This window comes from Marinobacter sp. AN1, assembly GCF_026013985.1.
GTDB classification, from domain to species: Bacteria; Pseudomonadota; Gammaproteobacteria; order Pseudomonadales; family Oleiphilaceae; genus Marinobacter; species Marinobacter segnicrescens.
This window is the reverse complement of record NZ_CP110342.1, coordinates 2,055,351-2,078,267: the sequence shown is the minus strand read 5'-3', so window position 1 is coordinate 2,078,267 and position 22,917 is coordinate 2,055,351. Positions and strand designations below refer to the sequence as shown.

16 protein-coding genes are annotated in these 22,917 nt (G+C 60.6%); 2 read left to right on the top strand and 14 right to left on the bottom strand.

Annotation, left to right across the window (positions count from 1 at the left end; translation table 11 throughout):
* Positions 1–4: 4 nt before the first annotated feature.
* From LJ360_RS09595 to LJ360_RS09575, 5 genes are all read right to left on the bottom strand, one after another.
* Complete coding sequence (locus tag LJ360_RS09595) at positions 5–919, bottom strand: alpha/beta fold hydrolase (RefSeq protein ID WP_264995946.1); 915 nt, start codon at positions 917–919, stop codon at positions 5–7.
* An 84-nt stretch (positions 920–1,003) separates the two neighbouring features.
* Positions 1,004–1,354: a PilZ domain-containing protein gene (locus tag LJ360_RS09590; protein WP_091850305.1), complete on the bottom strand. Its 351-nt coding sequence runs from the start codon at positions 1,352–1,354 to the stop codon at positions 1,004–1,006.
* Positions 1,355–1,468: 114 nt separating this feature from the next.
* On the bottom strand, positions 1,469–2,467 hold the full coding sequence (gene holB / locus LJ360_RS09585; protein ID WP_264996019.1) for a DNA polymerase III subunit delta': 999 nt from the start codon (positions 2,465–2,467) through the stop codon (positions 1,469–1,471).
* 22 nt (positions 2,468–2,489) lie between these two features.
* Positions 2,490–4,559: a transglutaminaseTgpA domain-containing protein gene (locus tag LJ360_RS09580; RefSeq protein ID WP_264995945.1), complete on the bottom strand. Its 2,070-nt coding sequence runs from the start codon at positions 4,557–4,559 to the stop codon at positions 2,490–2,492.
* Positions 4,556–5,626 carry a DUF58 domain-containing protein gene (locus LJ360_RS09575; RefSeq protein WP_264995944.1) on the bottom strand — a complete coding sequence of 357 codons (1,071 nt, stop codon included), beginning with the start codon at positions 5,624–5,626 and terminating at the stop codon, positions 4,556–4,558. Before LJ360_RS09575 ends, LJ360_RS09580 begins: the two co-directional genes overlap by 4 nt.
* 26 nt (positions 5,627–5,652) lie before the next feature.
* On the opposite strand from LJ360_RS09575, the gene pabB reads away from it, so the two are divergent.
* Positions 5,653–6,987: an aminodeoxychorismate synthase component I gene (pabB, locus tag LJ360_RS09570; protein ID WP_264995943.1), complete on the top strand. Its 1,335-nt coding sequence runs from the start codon at positions 5,653–5,655 to the stop codon at positions 6,985–6,987.
* A 51-nt stretch (positions 6,988–7,038) separates the two neighbouring features.
* Here pabB and thrH read toward each other — a convergent pair whose 3' ends face one another.
* Positions 7,039–7,647: a bifunctional phosphoserine phosphatase/homoserine phosphotransferase ThrH gene (thrH, locus tag LJ360_RS09565; protein ID WP_264995942.1), complete on the bottom strand. Its 609-nt coding sequence runs from the start codon at positions 7,645–7,647 to the stop codon at positions 7,039–7,041.
* A gap of 253 nt (positions 7,648–7,900) precedes the next feature.
* On the opposite strand from thrH, the gene LJ360_RS09560 reads away from it, so the two are divergent.
* Positions 7,901–8,635 (top strand): phosphoadenylyl-sulfate reductase, encoded by a 735-nt coding sequence (locus LJ360_RS09560; RefSeq protein WP_264995941.1) that lies wholly within the window; start codon positions 7,901–7,903, stop codon positions 8,633–8,635.
* 24 nt (positions 8,636–8,659) lie between these two features.
* Here LJ360_RS09560 and cysB read toward each other — a convergent pair whose 3' ends face one another.
* The 8 genes from cysB to LJ360_RS09520 form a co-directional block, all read right to left on the bottom strand.
* Positions 8,660–9,637, bottom strand: coding sequence for an HTH-type transcriptional regulator CysB (cysB, locus tag LJ360_RS09555; RefSeq protein ID WP_091850295.1), 978 nt, complete (start codon positions 9,635–9,637; stop codon positions 8,660–8,662).
* A gap of 193 nt (positions 9,638–9,830) precedes the next feature.
* Complete coding sequence (gene dinG, locus LJ360_RS09550; protein ID WP_264995940.1) at positions 9,831–11,993, bottom strand: ATP-dependent DNA helicase DinG; 2,163 nt, start codon at positions 11,991–11,993, stop codon at positions 9,831–9,833.
* The gene (locus LJ360_RS09545; RefSeq protein ID WP_091850291.1) at positions 11,993–12,751 is read right to left on the bottom strand and encodes a general secretion pathway protein GspB; all 759 of its coding nucleotides are present in this window, start codon (positions 12,749–12,751) and stop codon (positions 11,993–11,995) included. The genes dinG and LJ360_RS09545 overlap by 1 nt, the downstream gene beginning before the upstream one ends.
* 8 nt (positions 12,752–12,759) lie before the next feature.
* On the bottom strand, positions 12,760–14,559 hold the full coding sequence (locus tag LJ360_RS09540; RefSeq protein ID WP_264995939.1) for an ExeA family protein: 1,800 nt from the start codon (positions 14,557–14,559) through the stop codon (positions 12,760–12,762).
* 160 nt (positions 14,560–14,719) lie between these two features.
* The gene (locus LJ360_RS09535) at positions 14,720–15,517 is read right to left on the bottom strand and encodes a VacJ family lipoprotein (protein ID WP_245742533.1); all 798 of its coding nucleotides are present in this window, start codon (positions 15,515–15,517) and stop codon (positions 14,720–14,722) included.
* 56 nt (positions 15,518–15,573) lie between these two features.
* Positions 15,574–16,722: a beta-ketoacyl-ACP synthase III gene (locus tag LJ360_RS09530; RefSeq protein WP_264996018.1), complete on the bottom strand. Its 1,149-nt coding sequence runs from the start codon at positions 16,720–16,722 to the stop codon at positions 15,574–15,576.
* Between the two features lie 170 nt (positions 16,723–16,892).
* Positions 16,893–20,858, bottom strand: a complete 3,966-nt coding sequence (hrpA, locus tag LJ360_RS09525) for an ATP-dependent RNA helicase HrpA (RefSeq protein ID WP_264995938.1) — start codon at positions 20,856–20,858, stop codon at positions 16,893–16,895.
* Between the two features lie 100 nt (positions 20,859–20,958).
* Positions 20,959–22,641: an AMP-binding protein gene (locus LJ360_RS09520; RefSeq protein ID WP_091850285.1), complete on the bottom strand. Its 1,683-nt coding sequence runs from the start codon at positions 22,639–22,641 to the stop codon at positions 20,959–20,961.
* Between the last annotated feature and the right edge of the window lie 276 nt (positions 22,642–22,917).

Below are 22,917 nucleotides of genomic sequence, written 5' to 3'. Positions count from 1 at the left end.
ATTCTCACTTCTCGGACAGGAACGAACGTATGCCGTCTACAACGGGCGTCGTGTCACCATCCAGGTGGCAATGATGGCCGCCATCAATATCCAGGCAGCGCACGTCGGCCAGGGTGTCGAAACGTTCCTGCCAACGATCGAAACTGGCCAGCAGCCCGTGTTCGGCACGAACCAGCAGGGTCGGCGCCTCCACAGCAGCGACAAATGCCATTACCTGATCTTCAGTGAACATCATGACCGAGGGATGTCTCAGCCGCGGATCCGTACGCCAGCGAAGCCCATCCGCACCCTCAGTAAGGTTACGGGACAGCAACACCTGGGCGATGTCTTCTGACAGGGGGTTGCGGCCCCCGGTTCGCAGCCGGGCAGCCTCTTCCAGACTACGGTATGTGTTGCTGGTGCCGGAGCCCGCCAGACGCTTGCGGATGCCGCGGCGAAGCTGGCTCACCGCCTCCTCCGGCGCCTTGGAAATAGGCCCCAGGCTGTCAATCATCACCAGCCGGCGAACTTTTTCCGGAAATGCCGCTGCAAACAGCAGGGCAACGATGCCACCGAGGGAATGTCCGACCAGATCGACGGTTTCATGGTCGCTGAAATGGGTTTCCAGCAATTCCGCCACGTCAGACACATAGTCTGCCAGCAGGTAACCCTGACCTTCCGGCCGGTGGTCAGAATGGCCATGCCCGGCGTGGTCAATGGCCCAGAGCGGACCCAACTGCCGAAGCCCCGGCGCAAGCCGGCAGAAGCTGAGACTGTTATCAAGCCAGCCATGGAGCATGATGACCGGGCGGCCGTCCCGTGACTCGCCGGAAGCGGGCCAGTGCAGGCCTGCCAGGGTAATGTGCCTGAGCGGCCAACGCATTTCGGTGAAGCTTGCTTCGGTTTCGGCCAGGGGGCCCGGAGACAGGGAAAGGTTCATGGACGCGGTTCATCCTCCTAAAGGAACTGCGGGCATTGGCGCCCGGTGGTGCCACAGGGTTGCTACGGGCGAGTTCACCCCACCCTACATGGTGTGGGTCGGCCGATCCGAACTCAGTGACCCTGCCAGGTAGGCCTCAATCTTGGTGCGGGCGGTTTCGTCCTCACCATTGAACTGTACGCCAATACCTGCCGCCCGGTTTCCCTGGGCACCCCTGGGTGTAATCCACACCACCTTGCCGGCGACAGGTATCTTCTCGGGCTCATCCATCAGGTTAAGCAGCAGGAAAACCTCATCCCCCAGCTGGTACTGCTTCTGGGTCGGAATGAACAGGCCGCCCTGGCGAATGTAGGGCATATACGCTGCATAAAGCACCGCCTTATCCTTGATGGTCAGGGTCAGAATACCGCTGCGCGCGCCAAATCCAGGACCCATATTGTTCCTCCAGCTGTTATCGTTCTTTCAGGTTACCGGTAATGGCACAGGATGCCACACTACCTTCGTAATTGTTGGCCGGCCTGAACCTCCCGCCGGAGTGACACTGGCTCCTTAGCCCGCCGAACGTCTCCGGCCAGGCATCAGGCCCCGCCACTGAATCAGCAGACGATCAGTCTCCAGTTCCGGGTTCACATTATTCACCAGCGCGCGCCGGGAGTCCCGGATCGCGTCGACAAGTTGCTGCGCGCGCCATGGCGGATTCGACTGGGCCAGGTATCGTACCACCTCTGCGATCCCCGGATCGCGGGCGAGGCCTCCCGCCATAACGCGAGCCAGGTCATTAGCCCAGCCTTCCATCAGGTTCAGGGTGGCCTCGTGACCGAGGTCCCGGAACGCCCTGGCAGTCATCGCAACCGTTATTGCGCCCTTCATAAACTGGCGAAAAGCGTCGAGGGCGGCGTCCCGCTGGTCGAGGAAGCCACTCTCCAGTAACTCCATTGCCAGTCTCGGAGCACCGCCGGCCAGGTACAGCGCAAGGGCCTGGCGCTCCGGATCAGGCGCCCCTTCACTGGTGTTGAGTTCTGTGGCAAGCCACGCAGTCGCCTCTTCGGCCGGCGGGATTGCCACTGGCAGGATACGACAGCGGGACCGGATGGTAGGAAGCACTGGCCGTCCGGTCTCCTGGAGGAGCAACAGCACCACATCTGACGCGGGTTCCTCCAGGGTTTTCAGCAAGGCGTTGGCGGCATTGATGTTCAGCTGATCCGCCCGGTGGACAATGGCAACCTTAACCCCCGCCACCTGGGGTGATGCCACCGCAAACTGCGACAATGACCGCACCTGGTCGATACGGATCATGCGGGATTTCTCGGGCTGGTAAAGCCGGATATCCGGATGGGACTCACCCGCCCGTAACTGACACTGCCGGCACTCCCCACACGGGGCGCGCATACCTGGCGTTCGACGGTCGCAAACCAGCAATGCGGCAATTCGCTCAGCCAGCTGACGCTTGCCCACGCCGCGTTCACCGGTAACCAGGCTGGCATGGGGCAAACGTCCCTGATCCAGGGCCTGCCCGAAATGTTCAAGTACCGGCGTCAGCCAGGGCATGTCGTTCACAGTGACTTCCGAATCAGGACGGGTGCTGCGCAGGCCCGTGTACGGTGGATCGTTTTCTCAGTTCCCGGCGGATGCGAGCCAGGCGCCGGCGCATCAGGCGCAGCTCGGTTGACCGGTGGCTGCCGCGCCCGGGACGCGACCGGGAACCGGAGCCATAGTAATGATTGTTAAGGTCACGGGCAAAGGCGCGTGCGACCGCAGCGGCTGCCGGCGCCTGTTGCTCGGTCATCCTGGCGAGCTCCAACGGCGTTGCCCCGGCCGGTACGGCGCTCCCCCGCTTCTGCAACAGCCGGGCCCACCGTGAAACCAGCACCCCGGCCGGGTCTGTTCGTGTTGCCCCGCCATGGCGAATCGCCGCGACCAGCGCTGCCACCAGCAAAGCAACACCCATCAGGCCGGCCGTCAGGTAGCCCAGCTCCCTGAGTCCGATATTCCCTGGAAGACGGCTCATCAGGTCCATTTGTGACTGACCCTGATAGCCAATAACCCAGCGCTGCCAATTATAGTTGATCCGGTCCAGTTGCAGGCTCGCCCACTGCACCAGGGGAAGATCGCCATAACGCTGTGGGGATGCCCAGTTATCCTCCAGGAACGAGCCCTCCTCGGCGACAGCATCCCGCAGGCCAGACTCGATCCGCTGTGGTGCGATCGCCGCTGTCGGATCGAAGCGCACCCAGCCCCGCTCCTCGATCCAGGCTTCCACCCAGGCGTGGGCATCGTATTGGCGGATAATCAGGTAGGCCTCGTCGGGGCCTGGGGAGCCTCCCTGGTAGCCAGCCACGACCCGTGCAGGTATGTCAGCGGCCCGCAAAAGGAAGGTCATGGCACTGGCGTAATGGGCGCAGAATCCTCGCTGGGCATCGAACAACAGGGTGTCCACGGGGTCGTCTGGCATGGCCGGTGGACGCAGGGTGTAATAGTAGGGTTGCTCCCGGAACCGGTTGAGCACCGCGTTGGCAAAGGCCAGGTCCGTGCCTGCGCCCATGGCCAGGTCCCGGGCCAACTGCCGGCTACGCTGGTTGCCTTGCGGGGGCAGTTGCAGGTATTGGCGGCGCTCCGCAGGCGAGAGCCCGCCAGCCGTGCCTGTTTCCCGCTCCAGCTCCATACGGTAACGCACCGAGGTATCCGCGGGCCGCTCCAGCCGGAATACCCTCCCGGATACTTCCGCAATATTGGCAGATACCGGCCGGGAATTATCCAGCGCATAGACCCATCGCTGGCCGGAGGCTTCCATCAGCACATCGTATTCATTGTCAGCCAGCGCTTCGAGGCCTGCGTCCCGGTTGACCCGACCAAGGGGACGATAGGGCTCCTGCTGCCACTGACTCCAGGTACGGCCATCGAAACGGTCAAGGATCAGGCCGCGCCAGTACCGGTCTCTGTGCTCGGGCGTTTCGCCAGCGAACGTCACACGGAACGCCCGCTCGCTGCTTTGCGCAAGGCTCGAAATATCCCCGGGCGTCATGGAGTCCGACAGCCCCGTTCGAGCCTGGTCCGAAACCAGGGGCACACTCCATAACGGCGCCATACGGGGGAAGAACACAAACAGCGCGATCACCACCGGCAGGGTTTTCAAGAGCATGCCGCCCAGGCGCCGGAGACCATGGAATGAGCTGTGTCGGCTGTCCGCAGGCGTATGCAACAGTTGCAGTGCCACCAGGGTCACTACCACCCCGGCCAGGGTCACTAATGACCAGCCAATGCCCTGACGAAACAGGAAATTCACTGTGGCCAGGTATACCAGGATGAAGAACAGAACAAAGAAATCCCGCCGGTTGGCCGTTTCCAGCCACTTGAGGCCGACCGCCAGCACAAAGAATGAGGCCGCCGTATCGACACTGAACCGACCGCTGACTGTGGCGATGTAGACCGCAATCAGGGTGCCCATAATGGCCAGCCTCAGCCATCTGCCCGGCAGACGGGCCCGGCCGGTCTGCGCCAGCCACCGCCAGCCGGCCAGTGCAATACAGGCTGCGGCGAGCCAGACCGGAAGCCGGTCCCACTGGGGTAACAGCAACAACAGGAAGCCACAAAGCAGCCACAGCAGGGCACGGGTGGGCAGTAGCGACGGTTTTAGGCTCATTGGACCCCCTCGCCGGGTGCTGACCTCTGCCAGGTAGCCAGGGTTCTCAGGCACTGCCGAGTGTGGAGGTTGCCGAGGTCGGGCTCAATGGTGATACCCGGCAGCCGCAGCCCCCAGGGCTCACCGGTCCGCTCCCGATCCAGTACCAGGGCAGCCAGGTAGCTCAGGCGAAGCTCGTGATCGACTCCCGGAAAGCCATCAAAATCCAGCCATTGCGGACTGCCCTGCTCCCCCTGCCAGTCGGCGACAGCCATCTCCCCGTTCCGCGAGTATCGCTTCCAGTCGATGCGGGCGCTAAGGTCACCTTCCCGCCAGGGGCGGAGCTCCACCTGGTCCTGGCCCTGGCTGACGGATACGGCTTCAGTGTCGCCAGCTTCCACGCTGCCTTCCGGCGCGCGTGGTGGCACCACAGGTTTCGGGTAGACCAGGGCCGGGGTAACCGGATGTAACCAGGACCAGGCCATGAGCAAACCAAAGGGAAACCGGGTTTCCACCCGCAACCGTTGCGGACGCAGATAACCCCGCTCCCGGCTGGCCACCTGCAGTGTGCCCTCGACCCGGTCGTGGCCGGATACCGACAGGGTAACGGCACCCCCGGTCTCTTCTCCCAACTCGATGGCGGTAGCGTCATGGGGTGCCTGCAGGACAAACCGGAACGGGATCGGCTCCCCGGCAAAGCCTTCCCCCGGCTGCAACAAGGTCAGTTCGAGGCCGCTAAGATTGTTATGGGTCTGGTGCATGGCCGCAACAAACAGCGCCCCCAGCAGGAACGTCAAAAGGTAGATCAGGCTGTTCTGGTAATTGATTCCGGTAAGCAGCATAACCACCAGTAGCAGGCCAAACACCAGCCCGGCAGCGGTGGGAAGGATGAAAATGGAGTGACGATCAAAGCGTCGCCGGTCGTCCACCGGAATTCGACGGTTGATCCAAGCCTGCCAACGCTTGCGGATGTTTGATCGGATAGTGGACAACAATGGACGCTTCACCGTGGACAGCAGACTGGGACGAAACGGGTTTCCCGCAGTTTCCGGGTTACAGGCTCGAGGTGGATATAGGGTATCATGCACGACCCATTTTCCTGTCAGGTTACCGGATGTCTAACCGCTTCTCTGTGCCGCCTGCCCAAATTGCCGACTTCGTCACTGCCCTGTCCGGGCTTGACGGATTCCTGTGCCTGGGGACACAGCGCGGCAGCAGTCGCCGTTACAGCGCAATGCCTGAACGGCAATGGCAGTTCTCCGCCGAGAGGGAAACGTTCGACCAGGCCGTGGACGATATCCTGGCAAGCCACCGGGTTATTGCCGGTACGGATCGCTGCGGTTTTATCGCTGGCAGCCTGTTTTACGATGCCGGCGGCCATACGGTTCCCGGGTTTTGTAGCAAAAAAACAACGCCGGGCACGGTAGGCTGGGCAGGGCTCTACTTCTGGCAACTGGAATTGACCCGGCAGGAGACTTCGACAACCGCTACACTGGCCTTTGACCCGGCCTGCCCCCCTGCCACTCGTAAGCAGGTGCTGGGCCTGCTGGCGGCCCCCTCTCCCACAGAGCCCGCTGATACCTTCCGGATGACCCGTCACTTCCAGGCGTGCTGCACACCCGGACAGTACCGGAAGGGGGTCGGCCAGGTGCTCGAGTACATCCAGGCCGGCGACTGCTACCAGGCCAACCTGTCACAACAGTTTGAAGGCACCTTTGAGGGTTCGCCCTGGCAGGCGTGGCAGGCCCTGGCGGATGCGATACCCGTGCCCCATGGAGGCTACCTGGACGCAGGGTCGTGGCAACTGCTGAGCGTGTCACCGGAACTGTTCCTGGAAATCGACAACGGCCGGGTTACCAGCAAACCCATCAAGGGTACCAGGCCTCGAAGCGAAGACACGCACAGGGACAGGACGCTGGCAGAAGACCTGGTAAACAACGCCAAGGACCGGGCCGAGAACCTGATGATCGTGGACCTGATCCGCAACGACCTTTCTCACTTCTGCAAGCCGTTCTCAGTAAAGGTACCGCAGTTGTTCGAGGTGGAGAGTTATCGCAATGTCCACCAGTTGGTCAGCACCGTTACCGGTCTGCTCAAGCGTGGAATTACTCCTTTCGAGGCCATGCTGAGCGCCTTCCCGGGAGGCTCCATTACCGGCGCACCAAAACGGCGGGCGATGGAAATCATCGACGAACTGGAATCCCACGTCCGGGGCCCCTATTGCGGCACCCTGTTCTGGTGGGATGCGAACAATCACCTGGTGAGCAATATCGCCATACGCAGCCTTCAGACCTTGCCAGACGGGACCATCCGGGCCTGGGCGGGCTGCGGTATTGTGGCGGATTCCGATCCGGAGGATGAGTACCAGGAGTCTCTCAGCAAGATACAACGTCTGCTAGACACCCTGGAGGCCATGGGAAGCCAGCAACGCGGTGAAGGCGGCACCTGAGTGCAGGCCTGAACCAGCCTCGCCTCCAGGCGCGCCTGCCTGAACATCCCGTCAGTGGCGGTGACTGAGTGACAGGAAGGTCTTCTTGAGCTCCTCGAAGTCGTGTACTGCAGGGAACTGGGGGAATTCGTCAATCACATTCTGGGGCGCATGGAACAGAATGCCGCCTTCCGCCTGGGACAGCATGGTAGTGTCGTTATAGGAATCGCCTGCGGCGATCACGCGATAGTTGAGCAGCTGGAAGGCCCGGACCGACTGGCGCTTGGGATCACGTTGGCGCAGCAGGTAGTCAATGATGCGGCCATTCTCGTCAACTTCCAGCTTGTGACACAGCAGTGTGGGATGCCCCAGCTTTTTCATCAGCGGCATGGCGAACTCGTAGAAGGTGTCCGACAGGATCACCACCTGGAAGCGGTCACGCAACCAGTCGAGGAATTCCCGGGCACCGGGCAGCGGATCCAGTTCACCAATAACCTCCTGGATTGCTGGCAGGCCATAGCCGTGTTCGTCCAGCAGACGCAGGCGCTGTTTCATCAGCACATCGTAGTCAGGAATATCCCGGGTGGTGGCCTTGAGCTCCTCAATACCGGTTTTTTCCGCAAAGGCAATCCAGATTTCCGGGATCAGTACTCCCTCAAGGTCAAGGCACGCAAGTTCCACGGTGGTCTCCTGTCAGTCGCCGACTAGCGGCAATGGGGTTAATGGCAAATCGCGCGGCTATGATAGAAAAAACGCGCGGGGAATGCACCGTCCATCACGATCGACCGGGCTGTGCCCCGACCGTTGATATAACCTTATGATTGCAGATTCCTTCAGCAACCTGCGTTCCGGTGATAGATTGGCGCCACCATCCAATAATCAGTATCCTCCGGACCCGGTCCGGGCGACCACCTGCAATGGGACCAGACTTCCGATGAGCGAGATTGAACAACTTCAGAAAGAGCTTGATGGACAAAGCCCCCGGGCCATCCTCAAGGCCGCGCTGGCCCGTTACGACGAAGTCGCCATTTCCTTCAGTGGAGCCGAAGATGTTGCCCTGATCGAAATGGCTCACAAGCTCACAGACCGGTTGCGGGTGTTTTCCCTGGACACCGGCCGCCTGCACCCGGAAACCTATGAATTCTTCGAACAGGTTCGCAAGCACTATGGTATCGAGATTGAGTTCCAGTTTCCGGATGCGGAAGCGGTGCAATCGCTGGTAACCGAAAAAGGCCTGTTCAGTTTCTACGAGGACGGCCACGGGGAGTGCTGTGGTATCCGCAAGGTCGAACCCCTGCGCCGGAAGCTGAAAACCCTGGATGCCTGGATTACCGGCCAGCGCCGGGACCAGAGCCCGGGCACCCGCAATGAGGTGCCGGTGGTACAGCTCGACGATGCTTTTGAAGGTCGTAGCGGAGGACTGGTGAAGTTCAACCCCCTTGCCAACTGGACGTCAAAGGAGGTCTGGGACTATATACGTATTTCCGAGGCGCCCTACAACAAGCTCCATGAGCGGGGCTTTGTCAGCATCGGTTGCCAGCCCTGCACACGTCCGGTGCTTCCCGGACAGCACGAACGGGAGGGCCGCTGGTGGTGGGAAGAAGCCACCCAGAAGGAATGCGGACTGCACGCTGGCAACCTGATTGCCAGCAACATTGGCAGCGCCTGACGTTGACACCCGGAAGCTGACCGGTCAGTAGACCGGCAGCTCCACATCACGGAAAAGGTCTTCGATTTCCTGCCGGCTACCCTGGTGGGCAACGGCCTCATTTACCATGTCCCTGCTCAGGTGTGGGGCAAATCTCTCCATGAAATCGTACATGTAACCACGCAGGAAGGTCCCTTTGCGGAAGCCAAGCCGGGTAACGCTGGGACGGAACAGCTTGCTGGCATCCAGGGCCACCAGATCCGAATCGGCTTCCGGGTCATAGGCCATGGACGCGATAATCCCTACTCCGAGCCCCAGTCTCACATAGGTCTTGATGACGTCGGCATCGGCAGCTGTGAATACCACCTTCGGTTCCAGTCCTTCGGCCTGAAACGCCTCATCCAGCTTGGAACGGCCGGTGAACCCGAACACATAGGTGACCAGCGGGTGCTGGGCCAGCTCCGGCAAGGTCAGTTCAGACAGCTGGGTGAGCGGATGGTCCCGGGGCACAATGACGCACCGATTCCAGCGGTAGCAGGGCATCATGATCAGGTCGTTGAACAGCTCCATGGCCTCGGTGGCAATCGCGAAGTCCACTGCACCGTTGGCAGCCATCTCCGAAATCTGCATGGGTGTACCCTGATGCATATGCAGGGATACATCCGGGTAGGCTTCGATAAAGCCCTGGATGACCGGCGGCAGCGCATACCGGGCCTGGGTGTGGGTAGTGGCAATACTGAGGTCACCCTTGCGCTGATTCGAGAACTCCTGGGCGATTTTCTTGATGCCTTCGACCCGTCGCAGGATTTCGCCAGCCTCGCGGATGATGGTCTCGCCACCGGGTGTAATCCGGGTCAGATGCTTGCCGCTGCGGGCAAACACCTCGATACCCAGCTCATCTTCCAGTAGCCGGATCTGCTTGGAGATACCAGGCTGAGAGGTGAACAGACTTTGGGCCGTAGCGGAAACATTGAGGTCGTGATGGGCGACTTCCCAGATATAACGCAGCTGCTGTAGTTTCATTGATCCTTTCGCTCCCTAAGCGGATTCAGGACTTTGCGTCCTGCCACCGGCTATGCGTCACGGTTTTGTCAGTGTTATTACCAGAATACGCATAAAGATGTTTGTTTTCATTCTTTTTGAGAATAGAGAGTCTCCGAATACTCAGTGTAGCCCATATTCCTCAAATGCAACTGTTGCCCGGACCACAGAACCGTTACTGAATGATCCTTCGGAATGGCGGTAAGGCATCGAGCAACAGCTGTCCGTATCGGCGGCTGACAATCCGCCGGTCCAGGATGGATACCCGACCGGTGTCGGACTCGGTACGTAACAGTCGGCCCACCGCCTGTACCAGCTTGACGGAAGCGTCCGGTACGGTAATTTCCATGAACGGATTACCGCCACGGCTGGTGACCCACTCTGCCAGGCTGGCCTCGATAGGGTCGTCCGGCACAGAGAACGGCAGGCGAGTGATGATCACATGGTCCAGGTAACGCCCTGGCAGGTCTATGCCCTCGGCGAAACTGGCGACACCGAACAGAACCGAGGGCTTCCCCGCGTCTACCCTCTCGCAGTGATGCCGCAGCACCTCACCCTTGGCCATATCGTCCTGGGTGGTGATCAGTCCCGGGTGGTCCGGGGCCAGCCGGTCACGCACCGCGTTCATTTGCCGGCGTGAGGTAAACAGCACCAGCGTTGCCTTTTCCGCCGCCCACAATTCCGGCAGCCGCTTCACAAGGGCGGCCGTAAAGCCTTCCGTATCCGTTGGCAACGCGTCCATGGGTGGCACTTCCACGGTCGCCATTTCGCCATAGCGGAAAGAGCTGGGCACCACCAGGTAGCGGCTGTCGGCAGGCAGGCCCGCGCGGGAGCGCAGGCGATCGAACCGCCCCAGTGCAGTCAGCGTGGCGCTGGTTAACACCGCGCCATGGGCCCGGGACCAGAGTCTCGAATAGAGCAGGTTATCCGCCAGTACAGGGCTGCTGTACAGGGTGACCTCCTCGGCATGGTCCCAGCGTTGCCGCACCGCCCAACGGGCCGGAGGTGGCGGCCGGTGCGCCGGCTTGTCGTCATCCGAAGCGGGGGCCGGGGCCTCGCACCAGGCGGCCCAAAGCCGGGACTGGTCCTCTGCGCGGGCATGGAAACTGCCAATCACCGGATACCAGGCTTCCGCCGTGTCCCGGTCCAGTTCATGGTCCTTGCGCTCGTCAAACCCTTTCTGGAGCTCGTCCGCCATTGTGCCCAGGTGACGAACCAGTCCGGCCGTCGCGGCGCGGGTTTCCGTGGCCAGGGCCAGCAACTGCTCAGGCAACTCACCTTCCGGATAACGCCACTGGGCCGTGCGGCGCTCATCGGAGAACTCCCACTGGATACTGTTGAGCAGGTGTTCCTGGACCCGGTTGAGGCAGTCTTCCAGCTGACGGGAGGCTTCAGACACCTTTTCCACGGTGCGACTGGCCACAGTGGATGGTGGTAACCAGGGCTGGATCTTCACCAGGGCCTGGCCCAGCTGTTTGAGCCACTGGCGAGTACTGTTGAGCGGCACCGAAGCGGCGAAGTGGTTCAGGGCCTTGTCCGGCAGGTGGTGGGCCTCGTCAAAGATGTAGAGGGCGTTCTCCGGCTCTGGCAGGATAGCACCGCCGCCGAGGGCCAGGTCAGCCAGCACCAGGTCATGGTTGGCCACCACCACGTCAGCGGTTTCCAGGCCCTTGCGAGCGTCGAAGAAGGCGCAGTTGTCAAAATAGGCACAGTGACGATTGGTGCATTGACGATGGTCAGTGGTGACCTGGCGCCAGATATCATCCGGGATGGTGCTGGGCCAGTGATCCCGGTCGCCATCCCATTGCCTGGAACCGTACTGCCCCAGCAGTTCCTCGAAGAACTCCCGGGTACCCGGTTCCTGTTCCCTGCCCTCATCCAACAGGAACAGCGGCATGGTATCGCTGTCACCATGGCCTTCATCCTGCAGGCGGGTTTCCAGGCGAGACAGGCAGAGATAGCGGCCCCGCCCCTTTGCCAGGGTCCATTCGAACCTGAGCCTGGTGTGCTTCTCCAGGTCCGGCAGGTCCTTGCTGATGATCTGGTCCTGGAGGGCCACCGTCGCCGTGGAAATCACCAGGGTCTTGCCCAGCGCCCGAGCGACCGGAATAGCTGCAATCAGGTAGCCCAGGGTCTTGCCGGTACCGGTACCAGCCTCCACCACGCAGGCTGCCGGCGCGGAAGTGCGCTTGCCGTCATCCTCGGTGATATCTCCCATATAGCGGGCTATCTCGGCAATCATCAGCCGCTGGCCATAGCGGGCCCGGATACCCTTGCCTGCCAGTACATCGCGATAACCCTGCTGGATTTCCGCCTTTACGTCGTCACTCAGGGGCATTAGCGGGGGCTGCTCCAGTCACGGACCACACCCACCCGGAAGCGCTGGCCATCCATACTGAGCTCCACGCCATCCTCGGTTATATTCTCGATCCTTAACGGCCCCAGGGTATCCCCCATCCGCAGGTAGCGATTATTGATCATCACACTGCGAGCCGATGGGCGTGAGGAGTAGACATGGCTGTTGAACACCAGGTCAGGTACCTGCCGCTGGAAGGCCATGGGCAATTCCACCAGATGGGGAACCCGACCTTCCCAGGGTGCCGGTGAATAGGCGTCGTCACTGCCATCTGGGTTGGCAGGGCGAACGGTCGGGACAATAACCGTAGGCGCTTCGTCCAGCGTATCCAGTACCACTACCCCGGCCCCATCAAGGTCACCGGTAGCCTCAGCAATTTCCCCCGGCGCTTCGGTCACGGGCTGCGCGCCTGCCCCGGTGCCGCCCTGGGGAACCGCTTCTGTCGCAGTGGCGGAGTCCGCCGCCGGGCTGGGTGTCGATGATACTGAAGACATGTTCGCCTGATGCTGCGCTGGGGCCGGGTCCGGGACGACCGTGGTCCGCAAAAGGCCGCTGTCCGGCCAGAACAGCACCCCGAGCACCAGTGCATTCAGGGTCAGGGCGATCGCCAGCCAGCCGAGGGCGGGGATACCCCGACGATGACGCCGGTGAATCATGCGAACCTGCTGGCCAAGGTCTGGCACCCTGCCCTGGTTGCGCTCGGACTCGGACTTCTTCAGTGCTTCCAGAATGTAGGACATACTTCGAACTACCCTGACCTTGGCCGGGTCGCCTGACCGGTTTCAACGGGGGCGACCATGGCAGCATCACTGGGCACAAGGCGAGGCACGCCGGCGTCCAGGTCGTTACTCATCTGGATCAGGGTCATGGCACCGACCACCCCGTCCTGCTTAAGGCCTTTGACTTTCTGGTACCAGCGAACCTGCTCGTTGCGGATCATACGACTTACCCGGTCGACTTCTTCACGGTCCGAGGCATGCATCCCGACCAACTGCATCATCCTGGCGCTGAGCCATACACCCTCGCGGTTATTGCGGGGCAACTCCGACGGGTCACCCCCCCATGCCATATAGGGCGGTAGTTGCCAGAGCACTGAAAACTGACCGTACCAGTAATCTTCCAGGTCGCTGAACGATACATCCAGCGTCCCCTCCCTGGTAGCAATTTTGGCCACATCGCCCTTCAGGCGAAGCAGGGTGACGTATGTTCGTTCTCCTCCGGGCCCACGGAGATCCAGAACCGCAGGTCGGTTGATAGCCTCCATGCTGCGCCGACTCCCCTGGCGATGCATACAACGCAATCCCGCAGCATCGGCATAGTCACAGGCGAAGGGATAGGCACTTCGATCCCAGTCAAAGCCCCACAGGCGGAACAGGCCGGCATAGGCATCCGCCGTTGACAGGCCATGCTCCTCGAGGTCAAAGGCAGGTAGCTCAGCGGCCTCATTGACCGCATCCTGTTGACGCTCGACGGTGCCCGACGCGACCTGCGCCTCGGCGGAATCGTCGCCGCCGGCGGTGGACACCGGATCATTCGGGTCACCTTCCTCACTGCCCGGCCCTGGCAATGTTTCAACAGCGTCTCCTCCCTGCGCGCCTCCGGCAGCCGCCAGCTGCTCGGGAATGGCAGCCCCCTGGCGCTGGTCAACCACCGCCCATGCAGCAACCGCCAATGCGACAACGACAGCGGCCACGGTTACCAGGCGAAGCACAGGGGGCACAGCATTGGGCGACGGGCGCGACGCCAGGCCACCGACTTCCTTTGCGGCGGCGCGGATGTGACGGGGCTCAATATGCTGGACACCCTCGCTGTAGGCCCCCAGCAGGGCCCGGTCGCTGAGCAGGTTGATCAACCGGGGAATACCATGGCTCTTGCGGAACAGCAGGCGGGTTGTCGCCGGACTGAACAGTTCCACCTTGACCCCGGCCACTCCCAGTCGGTAATGCAGGTAAGCCGGCAATTCCTCCCGCTCCAGGGCATCCAGGTGGTAACGCGCGGTGACCCGCTGGTTGAGTTGCCGCAGTTCCGGCCGGTCGAGCATTTCTTTCAGTTCCGGCTGGCCCAGCAGGACAATCTGCAGCAGTTTCTTTTCCGCCGTCTCAAGGTTGGTGAGCAGGCGCAGTTGCTCCAGCACTTCCGCGGACAGGTTCTGGGCCTCGTCGATCATCAGTACCTGGTGGCGCCCGCGGGCATGGGCTTCCAGCAGGTGCTGGTTGATCCGGTCAATCAGTTGCTTGATGGTGGCATTTTCAGCGTAGGGGATGCCCAGCTCATCGCAGAAGGACGCCAGTAACTCACGGGCAGACAAGCGTGGGTTAAGGATCAGCGCGATGTCGACGTGATCGGGAACATTCTCGATGAAACAGCGGCTGATGGTGGTCTTGCCGGTACCTACCTCACCGGTGATCACCACGAAGCCACCCTGCCCCTGGACGCCATACATCAGGTGAGCCAGGGCTTCCTTGTGGCGTTCGCTGAGGTACAGATATCGAGGGTCCGGCGCAATTGAGAACGGCGGCTCCCGAAACCCGAAGAAGTCGTAGTACATGAAGATCCAGTCAGCTGGCGGCCGGAATTACCGGGCCCGTCCCTTTCAGTCGAAGGCCCGCATTATGATGCTCCCATGATACCGTCGGCGGTCGCTGACTGTCACCATGACACACCGACCGGTTCACTTTCCCGCGTAGAATATCGCCGGTTGGACGAGCTCAGAAGTTGTCCAGCATCAGGTCTTCCTCTTCACCGCTGGTAAAGGGGTCGGAAGTAGCCTTGCCGTCGTTGATCAGGTATTCCCGCCGTTGCAGATAGGCATTACGCACGAACACATATCGGTCACCAGATATGAAGCGCTCTGCTGAAATCAGGTCGGCCCGCGTGTCGACAACATCGAGGGCCAGGGCGTAGTAACGATCAGGACTCTCTGCGTAAACCCACAGTGACGGGAAGGTCAGGGTTTCCGTGGCGAAACCGGTGAAATCACGCGGCGAGGATGGCCCCAGGAACGGCAACATCAGGTACGGGCCCGGCCCTACGCCCCAGTACCCCAGGGTCTGCCCGAAATCTTCCGGGCGCTCGGGCAGGTCAAAGGCGGTTGCCACATCAAACAACCCGCCAAGACCAAAGACAGTATTGTAGGTAAACCGCCCTGCAGCCACCACGGCGTGTTCCCCCTTGAGCTGGAGGACACTGTTAACGAAGTTGCGGACTTCGGTGAGGTTATTGAAGAAATTGGTCACTGCCCGGTCCGCGAACGAGGGCATCACGAACTGATATCCCTCAGCCACTGGCCGCAGCACCCAGTCGTCTACCGTCTCGTTGAAAGCGAAGACCTGGCGATTCCAGGGCTCCCAGGGATCGCGACTGCCCGTTTGTCCGGTCTCGGTGGAAACCCTCTCATCGGGCTGGACCGTTTCATCAGCTACCTGGTCCGGGGAAGATGCACACCCGGCAAGCAGCAGCGCCGCCAGGGTCAGTGTTGCAGCCGCTTTGGGCATTTCATGAAACATGGTCATTCCTGATTGGCAGTCATCATCCAGAAGTTCGGCCTTGAACGGGTATGGGATCAGCGCTTGCGCACCACCACGCTGCCAATGGAATAGCCGGCGCCAAAGGAACAGATCACTCCCAGATCACCGGGGGTAAAGTCATCCTTGTGCTGGTGATAGGCGATGATAGAGCCGGCGGAACTGGTGTTCGCGTATTCGTCCAGGATGACCGGCGCTTCATCGGTAGTGGCGTCACGGCCAAGGACGCGCCTGGAAATCAGCTGGTTCATGTTCAGGTTGGCCTGGTGCAACCACATACGCCTCAGGTCTTCCGCTTTCAGGGACAGGCTCTCCAGGTGGCTGACAATCAGCTCTGCCACCATGGGTGAAACCTCCTTGAATACCTTGCGGCCCTGCTGCACGAACAGCTTGTCCGGCTTGCCAATGCCGCTTTCGTCACCCCGGTTCAGGAAGCCGAAGTTGTTGCGGATGTTGTTGGAAAAACGGGTTTTCAGGCGGGTGCCCAGCACCTCGAAGCCGTGACCTGCCGCTACCTGGTCGTCACGCTCCACGAGCACGGCGGTGCACGCATCGCCGAAAATGAAGTGGCTGTCGCGATCCCGGAAGTTGAGATGTCCGGAGCAGATTTCCGGGCTGATCACCAGCACGGCCCGGGCAGTGCCGTTTTCAACCGCATTGGCAGCCGCCTGGATGCCAAATGTGGCCGAGCTGCACGCCACGTTCATATCGTAGGCAAAACCGTCGATACCCAGGGCTTCCTGAACCTCGATGGCAACCGCAGGATAGGCCCGCTGCAGGTTTGAGCAAGCCACAATGACGGCATCCACATCCTCCGGCGTGCGGCCAGCCTGGGCCAACGCTTCACGGGCGGCAGCCACCGACATGTCACACTGGATGGAAGGCTCGTCGTTACTGCGCTCCGGCAGGCGCGGGCACATCCGCTCCGGGTCCAGTATGCCGTCCTTGTCCATGACGTGACGGCTCTTGATTCCTGAGGCCTTCTCGATGAACTCCACAGCTGAAGGCTGCAGGGGGTCGATCTCTCCCCGTGCAATGGCATGCGCATTGCGCTCATTGTGGAGCTCGACATAACGATTGAAGGAAGCCACCAGTTCTTCATTGCTGATGGAGGCAGGCGGTGTATACAAACCGGTACCGTGATAATGGCGGTGATGCTCACGTAGGACCCCGACTGTTCTGGAAATTATTGTGGACAGCTATCCTGCAGGCTAAACAGGACGCGTGAAACATCCCTGTCCGATAATTAGCGGGGATGTTATCACAAACCCCGGAGTCCGGTCCCCACCCGAAAACGAGAAAGGCGACCGGCCCGAAAGACCGGCTACCAGCGGGTTGCAGCCGCTCCAGTTACTGACTACTGACGAACTTCCGCCCACTGGCGGTCCAGCCGTTTCACCGAGACCGGCATGGCTGTTCCCAGCTGTTGTGCAAACCAGGATACGCGGAACTCCTCCAGCATCCAGCGGTAGAGGGTAAGCTGGGGGTCCATAACGCCCTGACGACGCTGCTGCTCGTGCTTTTGCTGGTAGCGGCTCCAGAGGGGAGCAATCGTGTGCAGAAATTCCCTCTCCCGCCCCATTTCCCTGGGCATCTTCTCCAGCCGGATGTCCGCAGCCTCGAAATAGCGGGGAAAGCAGGCCAGCCACTGCGGGGGCGTTGCCACCAGGAACCCGGGGTACACCATGTGCTCCATCTGGAACTTGAGATCCGCCATGCTATTGGCCAGGGCGAGGTTGATCTTGCCTTTCAGTTGTTTCATCACCCGGTGATAGCCCTGCATCACCTGGTGGAGCTGTTCGTCAGCCTGCTCAAGCGCTGGCAGAAAATCTCCCCGTCCATTGTTATACACCAGGTCAAAGTCTGTACCACTGCTCGGAAGTGCTCCAGATGCCTGTTCCGGCTCGCCCAGGAAGTGATTGGCCGCACTGGCCAGCAGAAAGTCATCAAGCAGCGCCCGGGCCTGGCCCATCGGCGCAAACATGAGCGCGGACTGGCGAAACCGGGGCAGCCGGCTATCTATGCGATCCAGGGAATTGCCGAGCCGGTTCAACAACAGGCGCGCTACTGCTTTACGGTGGCTTTCATAAGCCGTCAGCGGATCCAGGAAACGGGTTTCCCGCACCTCACCGCCCAGGTCTTCGAGCGCCGGATAGACCGTAACCTGCATACCACCCCTGTCGGTATGAACCGATTCCTGCAAGGTGCCGAACTGCCAGTCAGACGCCTGGATCCGTTCCGCCTTGCCCTCGGCCTCATCCACCCGACTGAGGGCTTCTTCCGCCTGCTTTTCCAGTTTCTTCTGGAGTACTTCAGGGTCCCGCCCCCGGGCCAGTACCTTGCCGCCCTCACCCAGCACCTTCAGGTTCATGCGCAGGTGCCTGGGCAGTTCATCGGTTGGCCAGTCTTCCGGCGCGATCCGGACGCCGGTCATGCGGCGCAGCTGGTCAGCGAGCACCTCGGTCAACGGCTGGTTTGATGGCGCCATGTTCTGCAACGCCGCGTCGACAAAATCGGGTACCGGCACAAAGTTACGACGAACGGCCTTTGGCAGCCCCTTGACCAGGGCAATGCACTTTTCCCTCACCAGGCCAGGCACCAGCCAGTCCAGACGATGCCCTGGCAACTGCTTGAGCGCCATTACCGGCACCTGGATGGTGACACCGTCATCCTCAGCCGTGGGCTCGAACTCGTAGCTCAAGGGGTACTTAGCTCCCTCCCATTCCAGCTCGTCTGGGTATTGCTCCAGTTCGCTGTAGTCCAGGTCCCGTTGCAGGATATCCTTCTCGGAGAGTTCCATGGCCTTCAGGTCTGCCGCGGAAAGGGATTTCCACCAGCTTTCGAAATGCCGACCACTGACGATCTCCGCCGGAAGGCGCTCGTTATAGAAAGCGACAAGCTGCTCGTCATCCACCAGCAGATCCCGACGCCGGGTTTTGTTTTCCAGGCTCTCGACGGTATCCAGCAGTTCCCGGTTTCGGGCAATGAAGGGTGCCTTTGTACGGTAATCACCCTCCACCAGGGCACGGCGAATGAACAGTTCGCGACAGGTAACCGGGTCAACCTTTGCATAGGGCACCCGCCGTTGGCTGACTACGTCCAGACCGTAGAGGCTGACCCGCTCGAAGGCCATAACCTGGGCCCGTTTCTGTTCCCAGTGCGGTTCCGAATAATGGCGTTTGACCACGTGCTCACCCAGGGGCTCGACCCAGTCCGGCTCGATCTTGGCAACCATCCGGCCAAATACCCGGCTGGTTTCAACGATTTCCGCCGCCACGATCCACTTGGGTGCAGACTTCGCCACTTTTGAGCCAGGGAAGATAAACACTTTGCGGTTACGGGTAGCCAGGTACTCCCTTTTCTCCAGCTTGGTCGCCACCTGCCCCAACAGACCGGCCAGTACAGCCTTGTGTATGGCATCATAACCGGCCGTATCCCGATTCATGGTGAACCTCTGCTCCCGGCACAACAGGGTGAGCTGACGATGGATATCCCGCCACTCCCGCATTCGCATGTAGGAAAGGAACTGTTTCTTGCAGTGCTTGCTGAGCTGGTTACCGGACAGTTCCTGACGCTGCTCCTCGAAGTCATTCCAGAGATTGAGCAGGGTAATGAAGTCGGACTCCTTGTCATTCCACTGACTGTGTGCCTGGTCCGCTGCCTGTTGCTTGTCCTGCGGTCGCTCCCTGGGGTCCTGGACACTGAGCCCGGCAATAATGACCAGTAGCTCGGCCAGGCTGCCCAGTTCGCTGGCGGCCACCAGCATCCGGGCCAGCCGTGGATCAAGTGGCAAACGGGCCATGGTGCGCCCGAGGCTGGTAATGCGGCGTTTGCCGGAAACAGCGCCAAGCTCTTCCAGCAATTTATAGCCATCATTGATCTGACGGTTGTCCGGCGCCTCCAGGAAGGGGAAGTGGCGAATATCCCCCAACCCGAGGGTCACCATCTGCAGGATGACCGACGCCAGGTTGGTGCGCAGGATCTCCGGATCGGTAAACTCGTCGCGGCTGACGAAGTCCTGTTCATCAAACAGCCGGAAGCAGATCCCCGGTGCTACCCGCCCGCAGCGCCCTGCCCGCTGGTTCGCACTGGCCTGGGAGATAGCCTCAACCGGCAAGCGCTGGATTTTGGAACGTACCGAGTAACGGCTGATCCGGGCCACACCGGTGTCAATGACATAACGGATACCCGGTACCGTCAACGACGTCTCTGCCACGTTGGTAGCCAGCACAATGCGCCGGCCCCGGTGGGACTGAAATACCCGGTTTTGTTCCTTCGTGCTCAGCCGCGAATAGAGCGGCAGTACCTCGGTATGACGCAGGTCGGCATGGCGTAACTGCTTACTGAGGGCGCGGATTTCCCCTTCGCCGGGCAAGAACACAAGGATATCCCCTGGTGGCTTTTTCTCGGCCCGCTCATGGTCTTCGATTTCATTCAGCGCCGACACCACTGCATCGCCCCAGCCCTGGTCCCGCTCATCGGCATCTCCAGCCATGGGTCGGTAGCGCACCTCTACCGGGTAGGTGCGACCGGAAACCTCAATCACCGGCGCCTGGTGGAAATACTCGCTGAACCGCTCCACCTCGATGGTGGCCGAGGTGATGATAACCTTCAGGTCGGGCCGCCTGGGCAGCAATTGCTTCAGGTAGCCCAGCAGGAAGTCGATGTTGAGGCTGCGTTCGTGGGCCTCATCGATAATGATCGTATCGTAGGCATCCAGGAAACGGTCGTGCTGGATTTCAGCCAACAGGATCCCGTCGGTCATCACCTTCAGCCGGGTATCCTCGTTACTGGTATCCGTAAAGCGAACCTGGTACCCAACCTGGCGGCCTTGGTCCGGGCCCAGCTCTTCTGCGATACGGCCAGCCACGGTGCGGGCAGCGATTCGCCGTGGCTGGGTGTGCCCCACCAGGCCCCGAGTTCCACGTCCTGCGTTCAGGCAGATCTTGGGTAGCTGAGTGGTTTTGCCCGAACCGGTTTCGCCGGCCACGATGATGACCTGGTTTTCCTCCAGGGCCCGGGTGATGTCGTCAACCCGTTCGGACACCGGCAGCCCTTCCGGATAGCGGGCGGGCTGATGGGACCGACGGCGGGACTCCACCCTGGCCAGCCCCTGTTCCAGCCAGCGGTTTACCCGGGCCAACTGTTGCTGATCAGGGTTGTTCCGGGTTTTCGCCAGCAGTCGCAGAATACGGGCGGTTTCACGCTGGTTGCATTCACCCAGTTGCTGCCTGACGTGGTCAACAGTCAACAGCGGATGCTCCACTGAAGGCTTTTCACCAGGAAGGGTTGAAGACGAATTGCCGGAGGGGGTGTTACTCATGGATAGCCCGGTTGGTAAATGAGGGCGATATTGTAACGGAACCCAGACCACAAACGAAAAACCCCGCCGGGGCGGGGTTTTTCATCAGTCAAACCGCAGATTACGAGTTTTTGGCGATCTCTTCGTCACGCAGTTCGCGACGAAGGATCTTGCCAACGTTGGTCTTTGGCAGTTCCTCACGGATTTCGAACGATTTCGGAACCTTGTACGCGGTCAGTCGCTCACGGCAGAATTCCCGCAGTTCGTCTTCCTCCAGGCTCGGGTCTGACGGCACCAGGAATACCTTGACGGCCTCGCCACTCTTCTCGTCAGGAATACCCACAGCAGCGCATTCCAGCACCTTCGGGTGGCTGCTTACTACGTCTTCCACCTCATTCGGGTACACGTTAAACCCGGAGACAATGATCATGTCCTTCTTGCGATCGACAATGCGGATATAGCCGTCTTCCTGGATGACCGCCACATCGCCGGTGCGCAGGAAGCCATCTGCGGTGAACGACTTCTCGGTTTCTTCCGGGCGCTGCCAGTAGCCACGCATGACCTGGGGGCCCTTGACGCACAGCTCACCGGGCTCACCCAGCGGCAGGTCGTTGCCATCTTCATCCACGGTCTTGCACACGGTATTACAGATGGGCAGGCCAATGGTGCCGAGCTGGATAGCGCTGGGCGGGTTGAAGGTTACTACCGGTGAGGTTTCGGTCATGCCATAACCCTCGGCGATCTCCACACCGGTCACTTCCTGCCAGCGCTTGGCGGTGGCGCTGGTAAGGGCCATGCCGCCCGAAGAGGTCATCTTCATCTGGCTGAAGTCCAGGTTCCGGAAATCCTCGTTGGCCATAAGGCCGTTGAACAGGGTGTTCAACCCGACAAACGACGTAAACTTGTAGTTCTTCATTTCCTTCACGAACGCCGGAATGTCACGCGGGTTCGGGATGAGCACATTATGGGCGCCTGCTTCCAGCATGATGCCGCAGTTCAGGGTAAACGAATAAATGTGGTACAGCGGCAGGGGCGCAATCATCACCTCCTTGCCTTCTTCGATCTTGTCTTCCAGCAACGGGCGTGTCTGCAGCAAGTTGGCGACCAGGTTGCCGTGGGTCAGCATGGCACCCTTGGCTACGCCTGTGGTTCCGCCAGTGTATTGCAGCACCGCCAGGTCGTCCTGGGTGGGCCGGGCTTCGTCCAGTTTTTCCTTCGCACCGGCGGCAAGTACTGCAGGCAACTTGTGGGCCTGGGGCAGGTTGTAGGCAGGCACCATCTTCTTGAGGTGTTTGACCGCGGCGTTCATCAGGGTGCGCTTGAGTGGCGAGTGCATGTCGGCCAGTTCGGTCACGATGACGTGCTCGATACCGGTATGGGGCAGCACTTTCTCGGCGTTCGACGCCATATTAGCCAGCACCACCAGCGCCTTGGCGCCGGAGTCATTGAACTGGTGCTCCATCTCCCGTGTGGTGTACAGCGGGTTGGTATTGACCACCACCAGCCCGGCGCGCATGGCACCGTAGACAACCACTGGGTACTGGGTGAGATTCGGCATCTGCACGGCGATGCGGTCACCCGGCTTCAGGTTGGTCTTGTTCTGCAGCCAGGCAGCGAAGTTGCGGGCCTGGGCGTCGAGCTCACCATAGGTCATGGTGACGCCTACCGCACTGAACGCCGGCTTATCAGCGTACTTTTTTACCGACTGGTTGAAGACATCAACCATGCTCTGGTATTTGTTCAGATCAATCTCGCGCGGAACACCGGGTGGATACTTGTCCTGATAGAACTGTTCGAAGTCCATCGCACCATCTCCTGTAGTTACTTATGATTATAGTGTCGCAGCCTCGCCACCCCCGGATTCCCTGCCGTGACCAGCCAAGAACTGCTTTAGCTTGTCGGGATACCGTCAAGGAGTCTGCGAGGTTTTTTTTCTGCGCAGACGCCCGACCAGTTATTCCACCGGAACCGGTTCCAGCGAAAAAACAAGCAGACAAAAGTATCAGCCTTAAAAGAAAGGCGAGAATACCAGTTTTGTCCTTATTCAGGTAGATCCTGCCCGGTTCGACCACGTTTGCTG

What these genes read in the sequence shown, in the direction of transcription:
- LJ360_RS09590 (WP_091850305.1), bottom strand. Translation starts at nt 1,354, where the DNA reads ATGGGTCCTGGATTTGGCGCGCGCAGCGGTATTCTGACCCTGACCATC.
- LJ360_RS09535 (WP_245742533.1), bottom strand. Translation starts at nt 15,517, where the DNA reads ATGTTTCATGAAATGCCCAAAGCGGCTGCAACACTGACCCTGGCGGCG.
- LJ360_RS09520 (WP_091850285.1), bottom strand. Translation starts at nt 22,641, where the DNA reads ATGGACTTCGAACAGTTCTATCAGGACAAGTATCCACCCGGTGTTCCG.
- LJ360_RS09580 (WP_264995945.1), bottom strand. Translation starts at nt 4,559, where the DNA reads ATGAGCCTAAAACCGTCGCTACTGCCCACCCGTGCCCTGCTGTGGCTG.
- LJ360_RS09560 (WP_264995941.1), top strand. Translation starts at nt 7,901, where the DNA reads ATGAGCGAGATTGAACAACTTCAGAAAGAGCTTGATGGACAAAGCCCC.
- pabB (WP_264995943.1), top strand. Translation starts at nt 5,653, where the DNA reads ATGTCTAACCGCTTCTCTGTGCCGCCTGCCCAAATTGCCGACTTCGTC.
- cysB (WP_091850295.1), bottom strand. Translation starts at nt 9,637, where the DNA reads ATGAAACTACAGCAGCTGCGTTATATCTGGGAAGTCGCCCATCACGAC.
- holB (WP_264996019.1), bottom strand. Translation starts at nt 2,467, where the DNA reads ATGCCCTGGCTGACGCCGGTACTTGAACATTTCGGGCAGGCCCTGGAT.
- LJ360_RS09540 (WP_264995939.1), bottom strand. Translation starts at nt 14,559, where the DNA reads ATGTACTACGACTTCTTCGGGTTTCGGGAGCCGCCGTTCTCAATTGCG.
- LJ360_RS09545 (WP_091850291.1), bottom strand. Translation starts at nt 12,751, where the DNA reads ATGTCCTACATTCTGGAAGCACTGAAGAAGTCCGAGTCCGAGCGCAAC.
- hrpA (WP_264995938.1), bottom strand. Translation starts at nt 20,858, where the DNA reads ATGAGTAACACCCCCTCCGGCAATTCGTCTTCAACCCTTCCTGGTGAA.
- dinG (WP_264995940.1), bottom strand. Translation starts at nt 11,993, where the DNA reads ATGCCCCTGAGTGACGACGTAAAGGCGGAAATCCAGCAGGGTTATCGC.
- LJ360_RS09595 (WP_264995946.1), bottom strand. Translation starts at nt 919, where the DNA reads ATGAACCTTTCCCTGTCTCCGGGCCCCCTGGCCGAAACCGAAGCAAGC.